Origin of the sequence: Patulibacter sp. (genome assembly GCF_030655195.1) — a bacterium.
Classification (GTDB): Bacteria; Actinomycetota; Thermoleophilia; order Solirubrobacterales; family Solirubrobacteraceae; genus Patulibacter.
Genome location: NZ_JAURWA010000191.1, coordinates 1 through 20,871 on the forward strand (window position 1 = coordinate 1; position 20,871 = coordinate 20,871).

17 protein-coding genes are annotated in these 20,871 nt (G+C 68.2%); 10 read left to right on the forward strand and 7 right to left on the reverse strand.

Annotated elements, in window-relative coordinates; all coding sequences use genetic code 11:
• The 3 genes from Q7T67_RS20295 to Q7T67_RS20305 all read left to right on the forward strand — a co-directional run.
• Positions 1 to 241 (forward strand): UDP binding domain-containing protein (locus tag Q7T67_RS20295; RefSeq protein WP_304794286.1); only part of this gene is annotated, 241 nt, incomplete at its 5' end.
• Positions 238 to 1,332 carry an acyltransferase gene (locus tag Q7T67_RS20300; RefSeq protein WP_304794289.1) on the forward strand — a complete coding sequence of 365 codons (1,095 nt, stop codon included), beginning with the start codon at positions 238 to 240 and terminating at the stop codon, positions 1,330 to 1,332. The genes Q7T67_RS20295 and Q7T67_RS20300, both read left to right, overlap by 4 nt.
• A gap of 14 nt (positions 1,333 to 1,346) precedes the next feature.
• Positions 1,347 to 2,450, forward strand: coding sequence for a glycosyltransferase family 4 protein (locus Q7T67_RS20305; RefSeq protein ID WP_304794292.1), 1,104 nt, complete (start codon positions 1,347 to 1,349; stop codon positions 2,448 to 2,450).
• On the opposite strand, the gene Q7T67_RS20310 is transcribed toward Q7T67_RS20305, so the two are convergent.
• Complete coding sequence (locus tag Q7T67_RS20310) at positions 2,421 to 4,070, reverse strand: hypothetical protein (protein ID WP_304794332.1); 1,650 nt, start codon at positions 4,068 to 4,070, stop codon at positions 2,421 to 2,423. The two genes, Q7T67_RS20305 and Q7T67_RS20310, sit on opposite strands and share 30 nt — an antisense overlap.
• On the opposite strand from Q7T67_RS20310, the gene Q7T67_RS20315 reads away from it, so the two are divergent.
• Positions 4,053 to 5,243 (forward strand): lipopolysaccharide biosynthesis protein, encoded by a 1,191-nt coding sequence (locus Q7T67_RS20315; protein ID WP_304794329.1) that lies wholly within the window; start codon positions 4,053 to 4,055, stop codon positions 5,241 to 5,243. The two genes, Q7T67_RS20310 and Q7T67_RS20315, sit on opposite strands and share 18 nt — an antisense overlap.
• Before the next feature lie 225 nt (positions 5,244 to 5,468).
• Here the strand turns inward: Q7T67_RS20315 and Q7T67_RS20320 are convergent, their stop codons facing one another.
• On the reverse strand, positions 5,469 to 7,085 hold the full coding sequence (locus Q7T67_RS20320) for a tyrosine-protein kinase domain-containing protein (RefSeq protein WP_304794295.1): 1,617 nt from the start codon (positions 7,083 to 7,085) through the stop codon (positions 5,469 to 5,471).
• Positions 7,086 to 7,283: 198 nt separating this feature from the next.
• On the opposite strand from Q7T67_RS20320, the gene Q7T67_RS20325 reads away from it, so the two are divergent.
• Positions 7,284 to 8,378: a glycosyltransferase gene (locus Q7T67_RS20325; RefSeq protein ID WP_304794297.1), complete on the forward strand. Its 1,095-nt coding sequence runs from the start codon at positions 7,284 to 7,286 to the stop codon at positions 8,376 to 8,378.
• A gap of 91 nt (positions 8,379 to 8,469) precedes the next feature.
• On the opposite strand, the gene Q7T67_RS20330 is transcribed toward Q7T67_RS20325, so the two are convergent.
• From Q7T67_RS20330 to Q7T67_RS20340, 3 genes are read right to left on the reverse strand one after another with little or no spacing between them, the layout of a single operon-like run.
• Positions 8,470 to 9,621, reverse strand: coding sequence for a glycosyltransferase family 4 protein (locus Q7T67_RS20330; protein WP_304794300.1), 1,152 nt, complete (start codon positions 9,619 to 9,621; stop codon positions 8,470 to 8,472).
• Positions 9,618 to 10,772, reverse strand: a complete 1,155-nt coding sequence (locus tag Q7T67_RS20335) for a glycosyltransferase (RefSeq protein ID WP_304794303.1) — start codon at positions 10,770 to 10,772, stop codon at positions 9,618 to 9,620. Before Q7T67_RS20335 ends, Q7T67_RS20330 begins: the two co-directional genes overlap by 4 nt.
• Entirely contained in the window at positions 10,769 to 12,139 is a 1,371-nt protein-coding gene (locus tag Q7T67_RS20340) for a sugar transferase (protein WP_304794306.1), read from the reverse strand. The genes Q7T67_RS20335 and Q7T67_RS20340 overlap by 4 nt, the downstream gene beginning before the upstream one ends.
• A 268-nt stretch (positions 12,140 to 12,407) precedes the next feature.
• Between Q7T67_RS20340 and Q7T67_RS20345 the strand changes: the two genes are divergently transcribed.
• Positions 12,408 to 12,929 carry an RNA polymerase sigma factor gene (locus tag Q7T67_RS20345; RefSeq protein WP_304794309.1) on the forward strand — a complete coding sequence of 174 codons (522 nt, stop codon included), beginning with the start codon at positions 12,408 to 12,410 and terminating at the stop codon, positions 12,927 to 12,929.
• 42 nt (positions 12,930 to 12,971) lie between these two features.
• On the opposite strand, the gene Q7T67_RS20350 is transcribed toward Q7T67_RS20345, so the two are convergent.
• Complete coding sequence (locus Q7T67_RS20350; protein ID WP_304794312.1) at positions 12,972 to 13,193, reverse strand: hypothetical protein; 222 nt, start codon at positions 13,191 to 13,193, stop codon at positions 12,972 to 12,974.
• Positions 13,190 to 15,166, reverse strand: coding sequence for an O-antigen ligase family protein (locus Q7T67_RS20355; protein ID WP_304794315.1), 1,977 nt, complete (start codon positions 15,164 to 15,166; stop codon positions 13,190 to 13,192). Before Q7T67_RS20355 ends, Q7T67_RS20350 begins: the two co-directional genes overlap by 4 nt.
• Before the next feature lie 86 nt (positions 15,167 to 15,252).
• On the opposite strand from Q7T67_RS20355, the gene Q7T67_RS20360 reads away from it, so the two are divergent.
• The 4 genes from Q7T67_RS20360 to Q7T67_RS20375 form a co-directional block, all read left to right on the forward strand.
• Positions 15,253 to 15,864 (forward strand): hypothetical protein, encoded by a 612-nt coding sequence (locus tag Q7T67_RS20360; RefSeq protein ID WP_304794318.1) that lies wholly within the window; start codon positions 15,253 to 15,255, stop codon positions 15,862 to 15,864.
• Positions 15,861 to 17,261, forward strand: coding sequence for a hypothetical protein (locus tag Q7T67_RS20365; RefSeq protein WP_304794321.1), 1,401 nt, complete (start codon positions 15,861 to 15,863; stop codon positions 17,259 to 17,261). The genes Q7T67_RS20360 and Q7T67_RS20365 overlap by 4 nt, the downstream gene beginning before the upstream one ends.
• A 159-nt stretch (positions 17,262 to 17,420) precedes the next feature.
• Entirely contained in the window at positions 17,421 to 18,410 is a 990-nt protein-coding gene (locus Q7T67_RS20370) for a calcium-binding protein (RefSeq protein WP_304794324.1), read from the forward strand.
• Between the two features lie 306 nt (positions 18,411 to 18,716).
• The coding region (locus Q7T67_RS20375) for a carboxypeptidase-like regulatory domain-containing protein (RefSeq protein ID WP_304794327.1) at positions 18,717 to 20,871 on the forward strand (2,155 nt) is incomplete at its 3' end.

The window sequence follows — 20,871 nt, forward strand, 5'->3', positions numbered from 1 at the left end:
GCTGGCGGACGACGCGCTGGGTGCGGTCAAGGACGCCGACGCGGTGGTGCTGGTGACGGAGTGGCAGGAGTTCCGGGACCTCGACCTGTCGGCGGTCGCCGAGGCGATGGCCGGGGACGTGCTGGTCGACGGGCGCAACGCCCTGGACGGCGCGAAGGCCGCCGCCGCCGGCCTGCGCTACGAGGGCATGGGACGCGCCTCGCGGGAGCCCGCGACTCCGAAACGCGGGCGACAAGCATGAACGAGAGTGTGAGAGCTGTTGAAAGCGGCGGCGCTTCGGAAACCGTCAACCGTGTTCTGACGCTTGATGCGATTCGCGGTATAGCCATCGGGCTTGTCCTTCTCAGGCACGCCTTTCCAGACACGTTCGGCGCGGGCGGCTTCGTAGGCGTCGAGTTGTTTTTCGTCCTGAGCGGCTTCCTGATCACGGGGATACTAGTTCGCGACGCGACGCTCCAGCGGTTGTCACTTCGACGCTTCTATTTGAACCGGGCTCTCCGGCTGGTCCCCGCCTTGGTCGTAGTAGTTGTGGTAGTTGCGGTCGTGGCGAGCACTGCGAAACCATTGAACTATCAGCCTGACGTGTTCGCAAGTCTCGTGACTGCGCTGACCTACACGTCGGATATACCCGGTTGGCCGTTGAGTCAATATCGAGAGCTCACGCACCTTTGGACACTCGCTATCGAAGAACAATTCTACCTCGTGTGGCCGTTCGTCATCATTTGGGCGACGAAGCGTTACAGATCCAGCATCACGAGGTTCGCGTACCTCGGAGTGGTGGCTGGGCTGGTGCTTCTACTGCTCACTGCATTCGTGGCGTTCCTCCGGGACGTCCCCAGTTCGATCTACACGTGGCCTACCACGTGGACCGTCACGCTCTTGGCCGGTGGAGCGTTGGCCGTAAGCGATAAGCGTCAAGTCGTCGGAGCGGGCGTTGCGTGGGCGGCACTGCTCGGCATGATCGGGATCTCCCTGCTGCCGGACGCGAAGGGACATATCTCGTCTTATGTGGTGGTCGTACCGGCCGTGGCGATCGGAGCCACGGCGCTCATCGCCAACGCAACTGGACCCAACTCGATCAGCATCCTCCATTTCGTGCCTCTGCAACAACTTGGGACAATCTCGTATGGCGCATACTTGTGGAATTACCCGATCGCACAGTGGGTCCCCGGAATTTGGTCAATGCCACTGACGATCGTCGCGGCGGTCGCGAGCTACGCAGTAGTCGAAAAACAGTTCCTCCGGATGAAACGTCCTGCGCCGCGGGCGGGTGACGCGCGTCCGACCGGGCACCTCGTTGCTCTGGGTGCCAAGCAAGAGGAGGGGTCTTGATTAGAGCGCTGCTGGTGACTCCCGACTTCGCGCCGCGGGTTGGGGGCATCTCGACGCTGTGCGCAGGCGTGGTTAAACACCAAAACCGCGTGCAGATGGATGTCCTGACGTTCCACGGCGACCGCGCGGGCGATGCAATGTATCCGGGAACGATCAGGCGGCTGCCGCCCCTGCTTGGACCGGCGAGCGGCCAGGTGATGGCCTTGAACGCCGCCTGCGTAGGCCTCGCCGTCAAGGCGAGATACGACCTTGTCATCGCGGGCCACGTCGTGGTGGCTCCTGGCGCGGCCGCTAGTCGTAGACCCTGGGTTCTGTACGCCCACGCGAAAGAGCTGCTCTACAGGGAGTGGCTCGCGAAATTCTTCCTGCCGCGTGCATCAGCGGTGATCGCGGTGAGTCGATACACCGAGCAGCTCGTCATCGAGAGAGGCGCACTTCCATTCCGCGTTCATCGCATCCCGCCCGGCGTTGACGTCACTGAACCTGCTGGGTCCGGCGGGCGGACCGACCCCAACATGATCCTGACGGTCTGCCGTCTCGATGACGAACACAAGGGCATCGACTTCTTGATCCGGGCGCTTCCAGCAGTCCGTGCCAGAGTCACAGATGCGCACCTCGTGATCGTCGGACGGGGACGTTTGCGGTCGATGCTCGAGGCGGTCGCAGAGCAACTGGGCGTCTCTGACGTAGTCTCGTTCGCCGGGGGGGTCGATGACGATCAACGCGACGAACTACTGGAAACAGCGGCAGTCTTTGCGATGCCAAACCGGATACCGCCTGGCGAAGGCGGCGAGGGTTTCGGCATCGTGTTCCTCGAGGCGGCGTCGAGGGGTGTGCCGACGCTGGCAGGAAGCGTCGGCGGAGCGCGAGACGCGGTCGAGCACGGTGTTTCCGGGCTGCTTGTCGACAGCAGTTCGGTCGAAGAGGTTGCAAACGGGCTGATTCGCATCCTCCAAACGGACCGAGATGTCTGGCGCGAGGGCGCCCGAGCGTGGGCGGAGCATTTCGCTTGGCCCCGCGTCAGCGCCGAGATCGAGCAGGTGCTCACGACCGCGGCCAATGAGCACCCGCCCTTGCCAGTGGGCCGTTCAGAGCGCCGGGCTTCGCCGCGGTCCTGAGATCAAGCGATCGTCAGCCGGCTTTCTTGAAATCAGGTCCCCTGTGAGTGGCACCTTCCTGAGGACCAGAATGAGTACGGCAGCCGTTACGGCCGACTTCATCACCGAAGCTGTGCTGTTCGCGATGATCGATTCTTGTGCGTTCACCAGCGGCCAAGCAAGCCACGCGTAGGTGGCCAGCATCTCCGGCGACGTGCGCCGATTACTCATGACCGTATCGATGGCGCGGAACGCAACACCGACCAGCAGCATGATCGGAAACAGCCCCATCCAGCCAGCTGCAAACCAAGCTTCCAAGAAATGCGGGACCGGGATTCCGGTCGAGTAGTCCCGATCCCCGTTGATTCCATAGGCCCGACCGAACGTATTGCCGAACTTTCCCGGGTCTGGCTTTCCAGGCCAGACCGCTCGCGGCGTGATCTGAGCAGGGAGCCAGAGGTAGGTCTTCTTTCCGTCCGGGCCAATCAGCGTCCTTCCGGCGTTCAAAGCGGCGGCAACCGACGTAACTGACGAGAACCGCGAGATTGTCGTTTCGAACCCAGCGGAGAGGGCCTCAGAAGGCGACTGCTCACCGATCTGCCGGGCGCTTTGAGCCAACGCGGATCCGACCGTGACCCCGGTTGCCTGAACGCGACGGTATTCCGCCAACAACGGAAAGACCACCACAACGGCTACTGCAGCGACGGCGAGTAGAAGGACCTTAGAGGGGAGCCGTCCGCGCGAATAATAAAAGACAATGGTCAGCATCATCGCGACCGTCAAGAACGCTGATCGTGATCCGCTCGGAATGGCCCACACGACTTCGATCGCAACGGAGCATGCCGCTGCAGCCACCAACGGCAGCGAGCGGTCTGCCTTCGGCGTACGGAGGAGCCAGATCGCCATCATCGCCGTGGCAAGGGTGGGGAGATCGGCGGCAGTCGTGATCCAGCCTGTGGAATTCGAGGCCGTTCGTTCTCCCGACGCAAGATGAAAATAGTTCCCGCTCGCGATCGACAGGAGACGACCGACCCAGCCGACCGCGAACAGACCCGCGATCACCCGCACCGCCGGACGATTAGGGCGGCCACCCCGGACCGTCTTATGGAGCCGCGGCTGCAGCACCAAACGCAGGACGTCGAACTGGTAGCCAACCACGAAGACGAGATAGGAGCCAGCGGCCATCCAAACTGCCCCGGGAATCCACGCAGTGTCGTAGCGCGGCGTCAGAGTGTCCGCAACCGCGCTGAAGAAATAGAGCGGACCCAGCACGAAGGACGTGATGTAGAAGATCGTGACGAGCCCAAGCGGCGAGAATGCATCTGCGCGCCGGCTCAGGACCGCCAAAACGCCGATCGTCATCGCACCGAGCGCCGCAACAGGGACGTAGACGGGCGCGTTCGGTGAACTCGGCAGTGAAGTGGCTATTGCAACCGCGCCGATCACCGCGAACAATGTGCACGTGAGCGCGATCGTCGCGGCAAGAGGCGAGGTCATCCGCACGGCCTGAAATGTACGCTCTTTCAGGCCGTGAGAACCCGCCTGTCCGATCTTCCATTCGCGAAGGTCGCGTTGCGTCGCGCAAGCGGACCGCTCGGGCGCGCAACCCTCGTTGCAGTCGCCGTGGCGCTTGGAACCCAAGCAGTCCAGGTCGTCAGCGGGGTCATCGCCGCCCGACTACTTGGACCAACCGATCGCGGTTACCTCGCGCTGCTGACAGTAATCCCGTCATCCGTATGCCAAGTGGGCGCACTCGGCGTCTCGCTGTCCTTTTGCCACTTCGTCGCGAGCGCTCCGGGGAGCGCTTGGTCTCTAGCGCAGCTCCTACGCCGGACTGCCCTGGTCCAAGTCACTGTATTGACGCTGGCGCACGTCGTCGCTGTCATCGCACTGGTCGGCGGGGGCGAAGCTGGGTTGGTCGCGGCCGGGGCAGTGACCCTCGTGAGCGTGCCCATCTCATTCATGTCCGAGTACAGCTTGGCTGGGATTCAAGGTGTCGGGCGATTCCAGCTGGTCAATGTGCTCCGGTTGATGAGCCCGGTGGCGTATGCGGTTCTCCTGTTGTTCCCCGCCGTGGCGGGCGACGCATCGCTCCTATTGGTTGCTGCGTTGGTGGTCCTCGCGAACGGGGTCGCGGCCGCGGTCGCCGCTGTCTATGCGCGGCGACTGCTTACGGCTCGGAACGAACCGCCGCAGGTGTCGGTAGGGCAGATGCGCGCGTTTGCGATCCGCAGCTACGCGGGCTATTTCTCGCCACTTGAAGCCTTCAAGTTGGACCAGATCCTCGTGGGTCTCGTGGTTTCACCTGCGGCACTCGGCTACTACGTGGCTGGAGCCGCTTTCGCTAACTTGCCCAGGTTTTTCGGCTCTACGGTTGGATTGATCGCGGCACCGGCGATCAGTGCCGAACGCGACCCAGCCAGGCAGAGCTCGAAGCTCGTGCTGTTCACCGGAGCCACAACAGCCCTCACATTGGCGGTGGCGCTCCCGCTTATCGGTCTCGTCGGCTACCTGCTGCCGTTGCTCTTCGGCGAGGATTTCCGGGCGGGGGTCCCTGTTGCCCAATGGCTCCTCGTCGCATCGGTCTTCTTGGCGATCCGCCGCGTGCTCGCCAACAGCGTGAGAGGTTTCGGCGTTCCGTTGCTCAGCGCCCCGAGCGAGGTACTCTCGACCGCCGTCTTCTCAGTTGGCATCTTCCTGCTCGGCTCGGACCCCGAGTTGTCGTCCGTCGGAGCGCTGTTTGCTGTCTCGAACGGGTTGGGGTGCGCGCTGCTGGCCTTTCGTGTCGCGATGCTCCTGCGGCGTAGAACCTGACCTGGGCCATGCCGTCGTCGTCGTCGGTGACACGCTCGTCTCCAACACGGGCCCGCTCAGAGTTCGTCGCGACCATCGTGCGAGATCACATGACAGATCGAAACAGGATGCGTTGACTCCGAGCTACTAGTGCCCAGAAGGCTGTCGCTGCTTTCGATTGGTTTCGCCATCTCCTGGAACGTCGCGGCCGTGCCCGCTTGGCGACTCGGACAGATCTCTAGCGCGTTACCTTTTCGGCGGCATGGTCTCGGCCGCGGCGGCGCTTCCGTACCCGTACCCGTACCCGTACCCGTACTTGGACCGGAGTTCGGATCCCGCGTCTGTGGCGATCAGTCCGAGCACTGGAGTGTTAGTCGCCCGCAGAATCCGTCGTAGCTCGTGCATTAGAGGCCGACGTGCGCGGTTCAGTCGCGTCACCAGCAGGACGCCCCCGACTGCGGGGGAGAGCGAGAGGGCGTCGCCGACTCGCAGAACCGGCGGCGTGTCGATGAACACGAAGTCATGCGCGGCCGAGAGCTCGGCAATGGTGTCGCGGAACGCGTCCGAGCCTACAAACAGCCCTGGGTCAGGTGGCGCAGGGCCCGCCGGCAGGACGTTCAGCGAGCCGACCAGGGGACCCGGCGACGCGGGGCGGGTTGAACTCCGGTCCGAGTGATCCAAGTCGATGCCAACGAGCGCGTCCGAAAGCACGGACTTCCCCGCGACGACGAGGGTCACCCCATCGCCATTCGGGAGGTCAAAAAAGCGATGGACCGTCGGACTTCGTAGGTCTGCATCAACGAGCGCAACGCTCGCGCCTGCCCTCGCGACGGTCACGGCAACGTTCGCAATCGTCGTGGACTTACCTTCATTCTCGACGGCGCTCATGACCATGAGACACCGAGCCTGCGCTGCGACATTCGCGAAGTCGATGTTTGTTCTGAGGACGCGAAAAACCTCACCGTCGACGGAGGTCGGAGCATCCATCATCACGAGACGCCGCGTCTCTCGAAACTGCTTTGGCGGAGCGGCGAGTCTGCCGAGCAGGGACAGGCCCATGTAGTCGCTGAGCTGGTCAGCGTCCTTGAATCGCGTGTCGAGGGCCTCGCGCAGCGCTACCGCCGCGGCCGCGAGGAACAGTCCCAGCACGGCTGCGATGATGCCGGTCTGAATGGGCTGAGGGCTGACCTTGGCTGCGTTGCTGGCCGGGCGCACGGTGTAGCTGTTCGCCGTCTGCAGCGCTTCGAGAGTGTCCAGCCGTTGCTGGTTCACGCGAAGGCTCGAGAGAAGATTCTGGTCCGGCCTCTCCTTCGACGACTCCTCGCTGATCCGCATACGAATCGCCTTCGAGGCGTTCTGGAGCGCTGCAGTGTCCAACTCGCGACGGTAGGAGATGTACGCCGCCGAGTAGGCGCGTGTCAGCGACTGAGCACGACCCGGGTCCCCATCGCGGACCGAGAACGAGAGGATGTCCGCGTTGCTCTGCGAACTCACTTGGGAGTTCTTCCTGAAGTCCTCCGCCTCAGATGCGGGAATGCCGGCCATCTGAAGCGCCCGCATGCGAACGGTCGAGGACCCCGCGATGGCGGCCTGCGTCTGCGCGAGCCTCGCGAAATCGTTGCCTTGGATGCTCCCGACGTCGGTCCCAGTCAGGCCGCCCGCGACGTTAGACCGAGACAGGTAGACGCTCGCCTTTGACTCGTATGAGGCCTCCTGCGACAGAGAACGTGCCAGAGAGCCAGCGACGACAATCGCGATGACGAGGAGGGAAAGTCTCCAGCGCCGCCGCAGGACCACGAGGGCGCCTCCTATTCCGAGTTGCCGTTCGTTTGCGCCCCCGCCGGGGGCCTCAACTTCGTCCATCATTCAGGCTCCGGGCTTGCGGATCGAAGGCCGCAGATGTCGTATGGCGAGACGTGCATCGATGCAGCTACCGCGGCGCGGCGATAGAGGCATGTTACCGGCGGATCAGAGTACGCACGCCTACAAGCGGCATGCAGCCGGTCTGGGAGTAGAGGGCGGTCTTGGCTCTGGGGTTGACATCTGCCAACGTCCTGCGAAATGCGGATTGCCTACGTTGGTCAACTTTCGCCCGGCAGCAACGCTCTGGCGCGGGCCGAGGCGCTGCGTCGTGTGGGCCACGACGTGGTTGCCATCGATACGACACGGATGTTCCCGCAGGGCCGCTGGCCAGAGCGCATCTATTGGCGGACGGGCTATCGGGGCATTTCAAAGGTCATCGGGGCTCGTCTGATCGCTGCCCTCCGTGAGGCGCGGGTTGAGTCGCTGGATCTAGTGTGGATATCTCACGGACCGGAGATCGATAGGTCGGTCCTCGACTACTGCCGCAGCGAGGGCGTCCCGTCGATCGCTTACAACGTTGATGATCCGTTCGGGAATCGTGATGGACGCAGATGGGCCACTTTCCTTCGCGCTTGCAATGCCTACGACGCCATGATCGTCGTACGTGAACCGACGGTTGCGGACGCGGTGGACCACGGCGTGCAACGGGTCCTACGGGTGTTCCGGGGCTTCGATGAAGTGGTGCATGCGCCCCGCATCCTTCCGCCAGACGTAACCGCGCGGTACCAGGCGCGCGTCTCCTTTATCGGTTCGTGGGAAATGGGCCGAGGCGAATTCATCGAACGCTTGCTCCAGCGAGGCGTCCCCATCTCCGTCTGGGGTAACCGCTGGCAGCGCGCCCCCGAGTGGTCGGCGATCTCCAAGGCGTGGCGTGGTCCCGGTGTCTACGGGCGCGACTACTCCGACGCGATCCAATGCGCGGAAATCGCAATCGGTTTGCTTTCCGCTGCTAACCGGGACCTGCACACCCAGCGAAGTCTCGAGATCCCGGCATTGGGGACGGTGCTGTGCGCACAGCGGACCGAGGACCACTCGATCCTCTTCGACGACGGGAAAGAAGGCTTGTTCTGGACCGACGCCGATGAATGCGCGGACCTTTGCCTCGGGCTACTCGCGGACGATGAGCGGCGGCGGAGGATTGCGCGTGCCGGCCAAGAACGGGTCCGCGCTATGTACACGCGCCATGAAGCGATTGCCGACGCAGTTGTGCGTTTCGCAGTCGGCGATGCGAAGGACATCGTTGTCGGCGCGTTCGACCCCGTCACGGGACTCATCCGTTCCGAAGCGCCTTGACGAACGAGCGAATCCCATATGGGGTTTCGTTCCCGAGGTGCCGGACCGCTTGCCACTAACGGGATCCACACGTACGAACCTGCGGATGGAGCTAGGAGAGGACCGACTTCACGACGCTCGCGGTGTCGGTGGCCGCCCGCGAGATGGCGAAGTCCCGTGCTCTTATCACGGCTGCCCGTGACATCTCGGCGTACGACTCCGGGTCAGAGAGCGCTGCGCGAATAGCGTCGGCGAGGATCCGCGGCTGTCCGGGGGCTACCAAGAGGCCGGCTCCAGAGTTCCTCAACGTCTCGACGGGCCCCCCTTCGTTCGAAGCAACAACGGGACATCCGGTGGCCAGCGCCTCGACGATGACCTGTCCGAATGGCTCGGGCAAGACCGAAGTGTGCAGGGCGAGGTCGGAGCGGGAGAAGAACGCGTACGGGTCGGTCTCGAAACCGGTGAACTTGACCGAATCGTCGACTCCAAGCGTCGTCGCAAGTGCTTTCAGAGAACCCGCGTATGCGGGATCGCCATGCGCCGCGTCACCTCCGATGAGCAGGCGAACCTCAAAACCTTCGTTCCGAAGCATCGCGACCGCCTCGACGGCGACGTGTTGGCCCTTCCATGGCTCCAGTCTGCCCAGCAGCCCAAGCGTCGAACCGCGTTGATCAACAGCACGAGTCTGGATCCTCTGATCGGCAATGCCGCTCGGGATGACGTGGGCCAGCCGGTTGATGGGTGCGGCGGCCGCAGTCGCGTGTGAGTTTGCAATGACCGCCTTGGGGCGGAAGGCTGAGAAGTAGAAACGGAGTCCGCGACGCACGCTCGGAGTCACGTAGGGAGATTGGAGGATGTCCCGTATGTGGGCGATCCACGGCAGGCCCAGAGCCCTTGCGGCCATGCCCCCGTAAACATGCGCCTTCAGCGAGTTGGTGTACACGACGTCCACGCGGTGACGACGTAGCGCTCGGCCGGTGCGGTGGACGGTCGCCAAGAGCTCACGTCCGTGCGTCGCGGCATCCGCCGCGGGACTGATGTCCGCGATTTTGCGGCTGCCGAGCGAGCCAAGCGGGACGATCACGCAGAGATGCCCTGAGGACCTGACCCGCTCGACAAGAGGTCCGTCTGCGCCGAAACAGAAGACGAATTCATGTGTCGACCGCATTCGATCAGCCAGTCGCGTGATAGCTAGCTGAGCGCCGCTCAGCTGAGCCAGGTGGTCGACGACGCCGACACGGATCCGCGATTTTGCAGGGCTCAAGAGACTCCCTGCTCTACAAGCGCGGCGCGCATCTTGCTCAAGAAGACCGACTTGCTGAACTGTTCAGCCCGAGCGCGCAACGTCACGTCGTCCCAAACCGTGGACCGCATGACGTTGACGGCGTCGGTGATCGTTTTCGGGTCCGCGTCTGGAATGAGAACTCCGTCGACTCCGTGCCGGACGATGTCGGTGGCCCCGCCAGAATTCAGAGCGAGGACCGGCGTTCCAGCTGCGAGTGCTTCGACCATGCTGATCCCGAAATCCTCGAGACCGACATGGACGAAGCCGCCGGCGGAGCGGAGGAGGTCCTCAAGTTCCTCCCGCTCGATCCAGCCCCGGACGGACACGTTCGCCGAGGCCTCCTCGGCAACTTGATCCGCGAGAGGGCCGACGCCTACCATGATCAGATTCGTGTCAGGCAACTTTGCAAAAGCCCGCATCACCTCGAGCGGTCGCTTGTACGAGACGAACCGATGAATCCAGACGAAGGTGTCAGGGTCGTGCGCGCGCCCGTCGTCTCGGTCTTCGAACGACGAATCGAGCAGCACCGGAGGGTGAACTACGTCGGACTCGCGGCCCCAGATATCCGTGATTCTGCGCTGCACCGTGGTCGAGTTCGCCAGCAGCACGTCAGGCGATTTCGATGCTTTCAAGTCCATGCGGCGCATCCATCCGCGTAGGCTCCGTACCGCTCGGGCCTGGAAACCGTTGAAGCGCTGATCCAGTTCATCGAGCCAGACATATCTAATCGGCGTGTGCACATAGGCAACATGGGGGACACCGGCGTCAGTCCTGACCGCGATCGCACACGCGTGCGAACTACTGATGACGACGTCGTATCCGTGTGTTGGTACGCGCTTGAACCAGAGCGGCATGAGCGGCAGGAGATAGCGCCAACGCCCTCCACTGCCATGTCGCTGGCGCAAGCCGGGAAGACGCGACAGCCACGACACCCGAGTGACTCGCGAGCTCAGGGACTCGGGCAGGTTGTCCGAGTCCGCCATGAAGGTCGCGATGTCGGCGCCGCCTTCAAAGAGATCCTGCATCGCCAAAACAACGCGCTCGGAACCATGTAGACCCTGCAGCCAGTCATGGACGATGAGCGCGCGCGCCTGGAGCTTCGGGACTTCGCTTCCGGTTTCCACAATCACTCGCTCGTCTGGAAAAACGTCTTGACCGTTCGAACGATGATCGCGATGTCCAGCGCGAACGACCAGTTCTCGATGTAGTAATTGTCCCACTCGGCACGTTCGGCGATCGAGGTCTGACCCCGAAGTCCGTGCACCTGGGCCCAGCCGGTCAGGCCGGCCTTCACGCGATGGCGGGCGTCATACATGTGCAGCTCTCGGGCGAACCGCTCGACGAACTCCGGGCGCTCCGGGCGAGGACCCACGAGACACATGTCGCCCTTCGCGATGTTGATGAGCTGTGGCAGCTCGTCGAGGTTGGAGGACCGCAAGAACTTCCCGATCGACGTCCGGCGGTCCTCGCCCTCGACGCCGCCCGGCGCCATGCCGGTCTCCGGCGTCCACTCCGGCGCCGCCGAGAGCGGCTTCGGCGCCTCGGCCCGCATGGAGCGGAACTTGAGGATGTCGAACTCCCGGCCGTCGAGCCCGACCCGCCGCTGCCGGTAGAGGACCGGTCCCGGAGACGATGCGCGTACGAGCAGGGCCAGCGTGAGCAGTACGGGGGCGAGTGCCACGACCCCGAGCGACCCCAGCACGCGGTCCACGAAGTACTTCACCCGGAACAGTCCCGAGCGGGTATCGACGGGGCGAAGCTCGTCGATCGGTAGCGTGCCCACGCGGTGCCGGCGCGAGCGGGTGTTCACGACCTCGGGCAGCCGGGGGATGAGGAATACGGTCAGGCGCAGCTCGTGGGCGCGGGCCACCAGCTCGCTAAGGCGATATCCGGCGTTGACGCCCGTCAGGTACGTGACGATCAGCGCGTCGATCCGGTGCTGGGCCACGAGGCGGTCGAAGTCGTCGACGCCGCCGAGGATCGGCAGGGCACGGCCCTCGTCGCTGGCCACCACGTGCTCCGGACGGTGCTCGTCGTCGACGTAGCCGATGGGCATCAGGCCGATGTTGGGCCGACGGAGCAGGCGGTGAGCTGCCCGTCGGGCGTCGGGTCCGGTCCCGACGACGAGGGCCCTCGTGGTGGCGCCGCCTTCCGCGTATCGCCGACGGTCGTACATGGTGAAGGCGATCCGCGAGACGCTGAGGGCGGCCGTCGCGACGATGAAGACCACCACGAGGTTACGCGCGGGGGCCACCTCGTTCTCGATCAGGGCGCGACCGGTGACCGTGGCCATCGTCGCGATGAGCGCGCTGACCAGGACGTGGCGGGCGAGCACCACGACGAGGGAGTCCTCCACCCGGCGGGCGTAGGCGCCCCGCGCCGCCATCGTGCCGACCGCGACGAAACCGAACACGACGTGCCACACCGCCGGTGGTCGTCCGAGCACGAGGGCTGCGGCCGCAACTGCGACGACGAGAACGACGACGTCGAGAACCACGCGACTCGAGGGAACGCGCCAGGCCGCGGGGACGCGCGAGGAGAAGCCTCCTCGCCCAAAGTGGGAGGCCTGCAGGGCCGGGGCTCCCTCTCCTGGAGACCGGGAACTGATCGGGGGCGAGGCACCCTCTTTGAGGTCAGAGATAGAAACGATGTTACCCAGAATCGCCGCGGTCCCCAAATGGGCCTTCTGTGACGTTCGACAAATGGACCACGCCCCCGCATGCTCATGAGATTCGTTGGCCGTTTTGCGGCACACTCCTGGGCTCGTGGCGCCGAACTCGCATGGGACGAATCGCCGCGACGTCGATCTCGGCCGGATGTACGAGGAGCACCTTCCCCGGGTGTACGGCTTCTTCGCGTTCCGACTACGACCGGGCCCTGATGCCGAGGACCTCACGGCCACGACGTTCGAGCGGGCCATGCGCAACGTTCACCGATACGACCCGGCGCGAGCGGGTCTCGCGACGTGGCTCCTGGCCATCGCGCAGAACGCACTGATCGATCACTACCGCTACGTCGGACGACGTCCGGAGTCGACCGGCGACGGCGTCGACCTCGACGCGTTGCCCCATCTGGTGCGGGATCACCCGGTCCTCGGGATCACCCCGGAGCTCGAGGATGCCCTCGCGGGACTCGACGAGCGCGAGCGGCAGGTCATCGCGCTGCGCTTCGGCGGCGAGCTGCGGGCGAAGGAGATCGCCGGCCTGACCGGGCTGAGCGAGGCCAACGTCCATCAGATCCTCTCGCGCAGCCTGCGCCGGCTGCGCCAGGCGATGCCCGACCGGTGACCGATCGCGACACGCCCCCTCGGCAGGTGTCGACCGGGTGGGCTACCCGCCGAGGACGGCGATGGCCACGGCGGCGACGAGCGCGACGGACCCGGTGCTCAGCAACACGCCCGCCCGGTGGCGCGTCGCGCGTTCATGCACCGCAAGTCTGACCAACACGGCCCCGCGGCGCTCGAGCTCGACGGGCGGCGCGGGCCGCTGGTGCGCCACCCACTCCGCCACGCGGTCGAGGTCGTCGTCGGGCAGGGGCTCGTGGGGGTTCATGGCGTCACCACCCGCGACCGCGGGTTCAGGGCCTTCGCCCGACGATACGCCGCGACGGCCTCCGCGGGACGATCGCGCGCCGTCTCGATCCGCGCGAGCACCAACCAGGGCCGCCAGTTGCGGGGTTCGAGCGTGGTGGCGGACCGCGCCGCGGCCGCCGCGGCGCCCAGGTTGCCGGCGCGTTCTTCGACCAGCGCCCGCTGCAGGAGCGGGGTGAGGGCGAACGGTGCCGCGTCGTTCGTCTTCTTTGCCTCGGCGGCCGCCTCGTCGAGCGCTCCGGAGGCCTCGGCGGCGCTGCTGCGGGCCACCCCTTCGGGCGCGATCATCGCGACGGCGAGCGTGCCGATCGAGGCGACCGCCAGCACCGCGACCGTCACGAGCGTGACCAGACCGACGGTGCCGGACCGCTCCGGGGCGGCGGGGCCTTCGGGCGACCGGCCCCGCTCGTGGCTCGTCGCGGCGGCGGCGAGCAGCGCGACGGCGACGGGGATCGCGCTGAGCTGCCAGCTCCAGTCGACGCTGATGGACACCACGAAGACCGCGAGACTGGGGACCACCACGGCGGCGTACGGCGACGTGCGCCGACCACGCGCGATGCGGCGGACCCCCGCGCCGATCGGGGTGAGGACGAGCACCAGGAACAGGCCGATGCCCAGCACTCCCAGCTCGGCCGCGATCTCGAGCGGCTGGGAGTGCGCGTTGCGGACCGGGGGGGAGGTGACGCGGCGCGGGGACCACCAGGCGTCCCAGCCGCCGAGGCCGATGCCGCCGACCGCGTTCTCGCGGAACGCGCGGACGGCGCCGGACCACTCCTCGTAGCGTCCCGCCCCGTTCACGGCGCTGAGCCGGTCGACGGACCCTGACTTGGCGTTCAGTGCGCGGACGTCCGAGTCCTTGAAGGACTGCCAGCCCGCGTCTATGCGCCCGGGTGCGCCGGCCGCGACGGCCCCGACGAGCAGGACGAGCACCACGCCGACCGCGACGACCGTCCCCGCGCGACGGCTCGTCCGGGGTGCGCGGGGGGTCCAGTGGGAGCGGTCCGCGAGGTGCCACCCCGCCTGCACCAGCGCGACGCCGAGGACCACCAGCAGGATCAGCGGGAGCAGGTCCTGACCCGCCGACGCCTGCGCGGCGTCGCCGTTGGCGTCACGCAGGGCCGCGCTGCTCAGCATCGCGGCGATGAGGACCGCGGAGCCGACGGCCGGCGCCACCATCGTCCGCAGTACGACGAGCCGTGGCGAGACGGCCAGCACGAGGACCACGAGACCGACGAGCGCGGCGGCGACGCCGCCGCGGGAGAGGGTCATGACCAGGGCGAGCGCCGCCAGGGGGAGGCCCGCCGCGGCCAGGGCGCTCGTCCAGGACGTCCTGGCCCGCACGGCCACGGCGACGCCGAGCGGGAGCGCGAGGGCGCTGACCGCCCCCATCCCGTTCCAGTAGTTCAGCGGCCACGAGAGGCGCTCCCGGACGCCGAGCCCGTCGGCGATGGCCTGGGAGCCGGAGAACAGGTCGGGCTGCAGCCGGGAGAGCACCCCGGCGCCGGCGATCAGCACCAGGCCGGTCAACACGCCGCCCACGAGCGCGCGGACCTGGCCCCCCGCTACGGCGACCATGCCCAGCAGCAGCGAGCCCCCGAACACGACCAGGCGGACGACCTCGGTCAGCCCCCGCTCGCTGCTCCCGCTCCACCCCAGCGAGATGGCCCCGAACACGGCGAGCGCGGTTGTCGCCCCGAGCATCGCGACGCCCGAAGCGGCCGCACGGGGGCGCGGCACCGCGCCGCTGAGGATCCCGACGAGCAGCAGCCACCAGAGCACGACGCCGTAGCCGGCCACGACGGAGACCTGATAACCGCCCCCGCTGAAGCCCAGGATGGCGACGGGCCCGGCACCGGCCAGGAACCCGCCGACGGGCAGCGCGAGTCGGGGGAACGTGGCGCCGAGCGCGCTGCGCGGCGTGACGACGGAGGACATCAGGACTAGGTACGCGCCATGCACGTCGTTCCTGACGTCCCGTCGGCCGGTGTCAGGTTCCGCTGCCGTGAGCCGTAAGAGACAACGTGCGCTTCCTCGCCGCTCTGTCCGTCTCCGCCGTCCTCTGTCTCGCGTCCGCCGTCCCCGCGGTGGCCGCCGACAGCGGCTCCGCGATCGATCAGTACCGCGAGAACATCCCCGCGGGCGGATCGGCGAAGAAGCCCAGCGCGAAGGAGCGCAAGGCGCTCGAGTCGCAGGGCGAGGACGGCAAGCAGCTCGCCGAGGTGCTCGGCGCCGCAGGGGCCGCCGACGACGGGTCGTCCGGTTCGGGGACGGCATCGGGTTCCGGAACGTCCGATGGCGGAGCGCCCGCGAACGGCTCGGATGCCGCGGCCGGGGACGGCTCGGGCGACGCGAACGGCGGAGGCGGCCGGTCGGCCGGCGACGCGGCGTCCGGTGCCGCGCGAGGCTCCGGTGACGGTTCGCGAGGCTCCGGCGGCGGTTCGGCGGGGTCGGGCGCCGACGGCGGCACGTCGTCGCCCTCGACCACCGGCCGGTCGAGCGACGAGTCGCCCGTCGCGACGACGGTGGCGGCGAGCCTCGGGTCGGACTTCGGTCCGGCGAAGCTCTGGGTGGCGCTCGTGGCCGTCCTGATCGCCGCCGTCGGTGTCGCGGTCGTGCGCCGCCGCTCGGCATGAGGCGCACTCGCCTGGTGGCGTTGCTGGCCGCCTGCGTCGGGGCTGTGACCGCGGCACCCGCGGCGGCCGCGCCGGCGACGTTCGACACCGCGTTCGTCGACTCGTCGGCGCTCTCCGGCCCCGACCGCGACACGTGGGTCGGTCGCGCGGCGTCCGTCGGGGCGTCGCGTCTCCGCCTGGCGTTCTCCTGGGGCTCGGTGGCGCCGTCCGCGCCGCCGGCCGACGTCGCCGGATCCGCCGCGTGGGCCGGGTACCGGTTCGACAACCTCGACGCGCAGGTCCGCAGCACGACGGCCCGCGGCCTCGCTCCGATGCTCAGCGTCACGGGCGCTCCTGCGTGGGCCACCGAGCCGGGGCGCCCGAAGGGCGTCAACGCCAGTGCCTGGAAGCCCGACGTCGCCGCGTTCGGCGCGTTCATGCGCGCGTTGGCAGAGCGGTACTCCGGGCGCTTTCCCGATCCGCAGCAGCCGGGCGCCACCCTGCCCCGGGTGGCCCAGTTCCAGGTGTGGAACGAGCCGAACCTGCGGCTGTACCTCGCCCCGCAGTACGAGAACGGCAAGCCGTTCGCCCCGACGCGCTTCCGCGAGCTGGTCAACGCCGGGTACGCGGGCGTCAAGAGCGTGCAGCCCGACGCGACCGTGGTCGCCGCGGGCCTCGCGCCCTACGGCGATCCCGGGACGAACCCGATGCGCACGCGCCCGGCGCTCTTCCTCCGCACGATGCTGTGCCTCGACGAGCGGCTGGACAAGACGTGCGGCGACGTCACGTCCGTCGACGCGCTGGCCATCCACCCGTACACGGTCAACAAGCCCAGCCAGCCGGCGCGCGACTCCGACGACATCACGATCCCCGACGTCTCACGGCTGCAGACGCTGATCCTCGCCGCCCAGCGGGCCGGCACCGTGGGGCCCAAGCGACCCGAACTCTGGGTCACCGAGCTGCATTGGGAGACCGCGCCGGACCCCGACGGCATCTCGTTCGACACCCGTGCCCGCTACATCAGCGAGGCGTTCTGGCGCCTGTGGCGCGTGGGCGTCCCGGTGGTCTACTGGTACCTGATGCGCGACGACGCGTACACGAAGGGCGAGCAGTTCTTCGACTCGTACCAGTCGGGGATCTTCTACCGGTCGGGGCGTCGCAAGGCGGACGCCCGCGCGTTCCGGTTCCCGCTCCTCGTCACCGGGCGCAGCGCCAAGCGGATGAACGTCTGGTTCCGGACGCCCTCCGCCGGCACGACGACGATCCAGGTCCGCCGAAATGGGCGCTGGGTCAGCGTCGTGCGCAAGCGCGGGCTGCCGCTCAACGGCGTCGCGACGGTCAAGGTTCCGCGCGCCGGCGTCACGGGCGTCCGTGGGATCGCGGGCAAGGCCACCAGCTACGTCTGGGACGTCTCCTGACACCTTCTGGACGGACGGTTGACACCGTTTCCATCCGCTTGTCAGAAAATCTCCCGGGCGGACGTACACCCATCAGACCTCACCATCGGGCGATCGTCGTTCGCCCGATCCAGTGCCACCGACCGCAGGACGCGTGACCGCGTCCTCCTGGAGCCCCTCGTGAACAAAAAATTCCTCGTCACCGCGTCCGTCATCACGCTCGCCGCCGGTGGTTCCGCCGCCGCCGTCGCGAACGCGCAGTCGCCGTACGACCCGTACAACCCCTACAACCCGGGCACGACGACGCCCACCACGCCGACGACGCCGACCACCCCGACGACGCCCACCACGCCGACGACCCCGGCGAACCCGAACACGCCCGTCGTCACGCCCGACGGCACGCTGGTCTACGGCGCCGGCGCCACCACGATCTCGATCCCGGAAGGCGCGACCAAGGTCATCATCAACGCGACCGTCCCGGTCTCGATCACCGGCGGCAGCGGCAACATCGCCGTGTCGGTCACGGGCACCGCCCCGGTCACGGCGACGTTCGGCGCCGCGCGCCTGAACTTCAACGCCACGGGCGGCGGCAACGTCACCCTCTCCTTCCAGGACACGGGCGGCAGCACCGTCGTCACGGGCGCCGGCAGCGACGTCATCCGTGTCACGGGCTCCGGCGCCGGCACCGGCACGAGCGTCTACAACCTGGGCGGCGGCAGCAACTCGATCACGCTGCCCAGCGGCACGGTCACCTCGTCCCGTGCCGCGACGCGCGCGGCCACGAGCTACACCGGCTTCCGCATCACGTCCGGCTCCGGCAAGGACACGATCCGCGGCGGCATCGGCAAGCTGACGGTCAACTCCGGCGCCGGCGCCGACAAGCTCTACGGCGGCAAGGGCACGGCCAGCCTCAACGGCGGCTCGGGCAACGACCTGCTCAAGGGCGGCACCGGCAAGTCGACCAAGCTCTACGGCTCCACCGGCAACGACAAGCTCTACGCCGGCAAGGTCAAGACGTACGTCTCCGCCGGCAGCGGCAAGGACTACATCTCGTCCGTCAACGGCAAGGTCGACACGATCGTCGGCGGCGCCGGCAAGGACAAGGCCCGCGCCGGCAAGCGCGACAAGGTCCGCTCCGTCGAGTCGGTCAAGCGCTCCAAGAAGAACTAGCACCGGAGCGCCGCCGGCCGGCGGCGCCCCAGCAGGACCCGACGCCCCCGCAACCGCGGGGGCGTCGGTCGTTCTAGCCGCGATGGACGCCCAGCCGCGTGCTTTGATGCCGCATTCCCGTCGTCCCACGGGGTCATCACGCCGCTCCCACCAAACCGGCGTCGGACACCGGGCGCCCGCGCCCCCAGGCACCAGGAGGCGCACCCACCTATGACGCAGGACCCAGGCACGACGACGGCGCACCGGGCCTCGACCCCGGCGACGCCGGCGCGACGCCGTGCCACTCGCCGTGGACTCGGGGCGGCCGTGGCGGTCGCCTTCCTCATGGGCGCGCCCGCCGTCGCGGCGGCGGCCCCCGCCACCGTGAGCGGCACCGTCCGGGACGCAGCGGGTGCGCCGATCACCACCGGTGACGTCTGCGTCACGGCCAGGACCACCTCGACGTCCACGCTGCGCTTCCCCGTCAGTGCCAGGACCGGTATCGACGGGCGGTACGCGCTGACGAACATGGCCGCCGACTCGTACGTGGTGTCCTTCCAGAACTGCGAGGGCTCCGGCCGCAGCGACGTCGGGCAGTACTTCGGGAGTGGTCGGGTTCCGTCGCGGTCGACCATCGTGGTGCTCGCCGAGGACGACGTGCGGACCGGTGTCGATGCGACGCTCGCCACCGGCACGACCATCGGCGGCACGGTCCGCGTGGAGCCCGACGCGTCGCCGGCGGCCCGCGTGTGCGTCGGTGCCGGACCCGCGGGGGCGGGCAACGAGGGCGAGAGCTTCGTCGGGGGCAGCACGCGGACGGCGGCTGACGGCAGCTACACGATCCGGGGTCTGCTGGAGCGGACCGGCGGCTACGTCGTGTCGTTCCAGGACTGCGGCAGCGGGAAGGACCTCACGCCGCGCTACCTCGGCGGCGGCCGACGCCGCGCGGACGCCCAGGTGGTCCACCCGACGGTCGCCGCGCCGGTCACCGGTGCCGACACGCGCCTCGAACGCGGCGGCGTGCTCAGCGGCCGGATCACGGGACCCGACGGCGGCCCCGTGCCGGCGCAGGTGTGCGTCGAGGTGGCGACGGACGGAGGCGCGCCCGTCGTCGGCGACCTGGCGACGCGTGGGTCCGCGACGGTCTCCGGCGACGGCTACCGGATCACCGGGCTGGCCACCGGGCGCTACGACCTCACCGCCAAGGACTGCGGCATCAACCGCCGTCAGCTCCCGGTGGACGGTGGTCAGGTCGACGTCACCGCCGGCGCGTCGAGTGCGGCCGCCGACCTCGTCATGCGTCCCGGGACGTCCATCAGCGGTCGGCTCTACACCGGCCCGGGGACGGGGTCGCCGCGACCCTCGACGTGCGTGACGGCGGTCGATCCGACGACCGGCGAGCCGGTCTCCGGCGCCGGCGGGGCGGTGTCGAGCGCCGACGGCTCCTACGTGATCGGGCCGATCGAGCCGACGCGGCCCTACAAGGTCGAGTTCGACACGTGCCGCGCCACGTCGGAGAGCCCGCCCGTCCGCGTCTTCTACGACGGAACGAGCGACCTCGCCGCCGCGACGCTGCTGTCGCCGACGGTCGCCCGGGCGGCCGAGGGCGTGGACGGCCACCTCACCGGGCCTGTGCCGACCGGTCGGATGATCATCACCTCGGGGCCCGCCGCCGGTGCGACGAGCAATGCGACGGACGCGAGGTTCGCCTTCCGGGCCGACGGCCCGTACCGGGGGTACGAGTGCGCCCTGGACTCCGGCGTGTACGAGGCCTGCCAGTCGCCGTTCGTGGTGACGGACGTCTCCGACGGGCCGCACCAGTTCGCCGTGCGCGCCTTCGGTCGGCCCGAGCCCGCGGCGACGCGGTCGTGGACGGTCCTGCGGACCGCCCCGAGCTCCACGGCCCGAGGGCTCGTAGAACGGGGCGACGCGTTCATGTCGGACCCCGGGGCGGCGCCGTCGGCATCGACCCCGGTCACCGCGGCCGTCACCCTGCCGCAGGCCGGCGAGGTGACGCTGACGCGCGAGGCCTCCGCCGCCGTCGGCACGGACGCCTACACCGTGTTCGGGCCGCAGCTCGTCATCACGGCCCGTAAGCAGGACGGTGCCGCACCGGTCCGCGGGACGGTGGCCGACCCGATCACCGTGACGTTCACGATCGACGCCGGAGCGTTGCCCGCCGGGTCAGCGCTCGAGCGGTTGTCCGTGCTGCGCGACGGCGAGTTCGTCGCCGACTGCACCGGGTCGGCCGGGTCCGCGACGCCCGACCCGTGCATCGCCACCCGGCGGACGGTCGACGGCGGCGACGCCGAGCTGCGCGTGCTGGCCACCGGTCTCAGCACCTGGACGCTCGTGGAGCGGGCCCGGCCCGTGGCGCCGCCCACGGGCGGCGGCACCGGGATCGATGGCGGCGCGGGTCCGACGGGCGGGGGAGGAGCGGGCGGCGGATCGCAGCCGGGCGGCGCGCCGCCGACGGGGACGG

Coding starts and splice junctions, on each gene's coding strand:
- Q7T67_RS20300 (WP_304794289.1), top strand. CDS start 238: ATGAACGAGAGTGTGAGAGCTGTTGAAAGCGGCGGCGCTTCGGAAACC.
- Q7T67_RS20320 (WP_304794295.1), bottom strand. CDS start 7,085: ATGGACGAAGTTGAGGCCCCCGGCGGGGGCGCAAACGAACGGCAACTC.
- Q7T67_RS20325 (WP_304794297.1), top strand. CDS start 7,284: ATGCGGATTGCCTACGTTGGTCAACTTTCGCCCGGCAGCAACGCTCTG.
- Q7T67_RS20350 (WP_304794312.1), bottom strand. CDS start 13,193: ATGAACCCCCACGAGCCCCTGCCCGACGACGACCTCGACCGCGTGGCG.
- Q7T67_RS20355 (WP_304794315.1), bottom strand. CDS start 15,166: ATGTCCTCCGTCGTCACGCCGCGCAGCGCGCTCGGCGCCACGTTCCCC.
- Q7T67_RS20365 (WP_304794321.1), top strand. CDS start 15,861: ATGAGGCGCACTCGCCTGGTGGCGTTGCTGGCCGCCTGCGTCGGGGCT.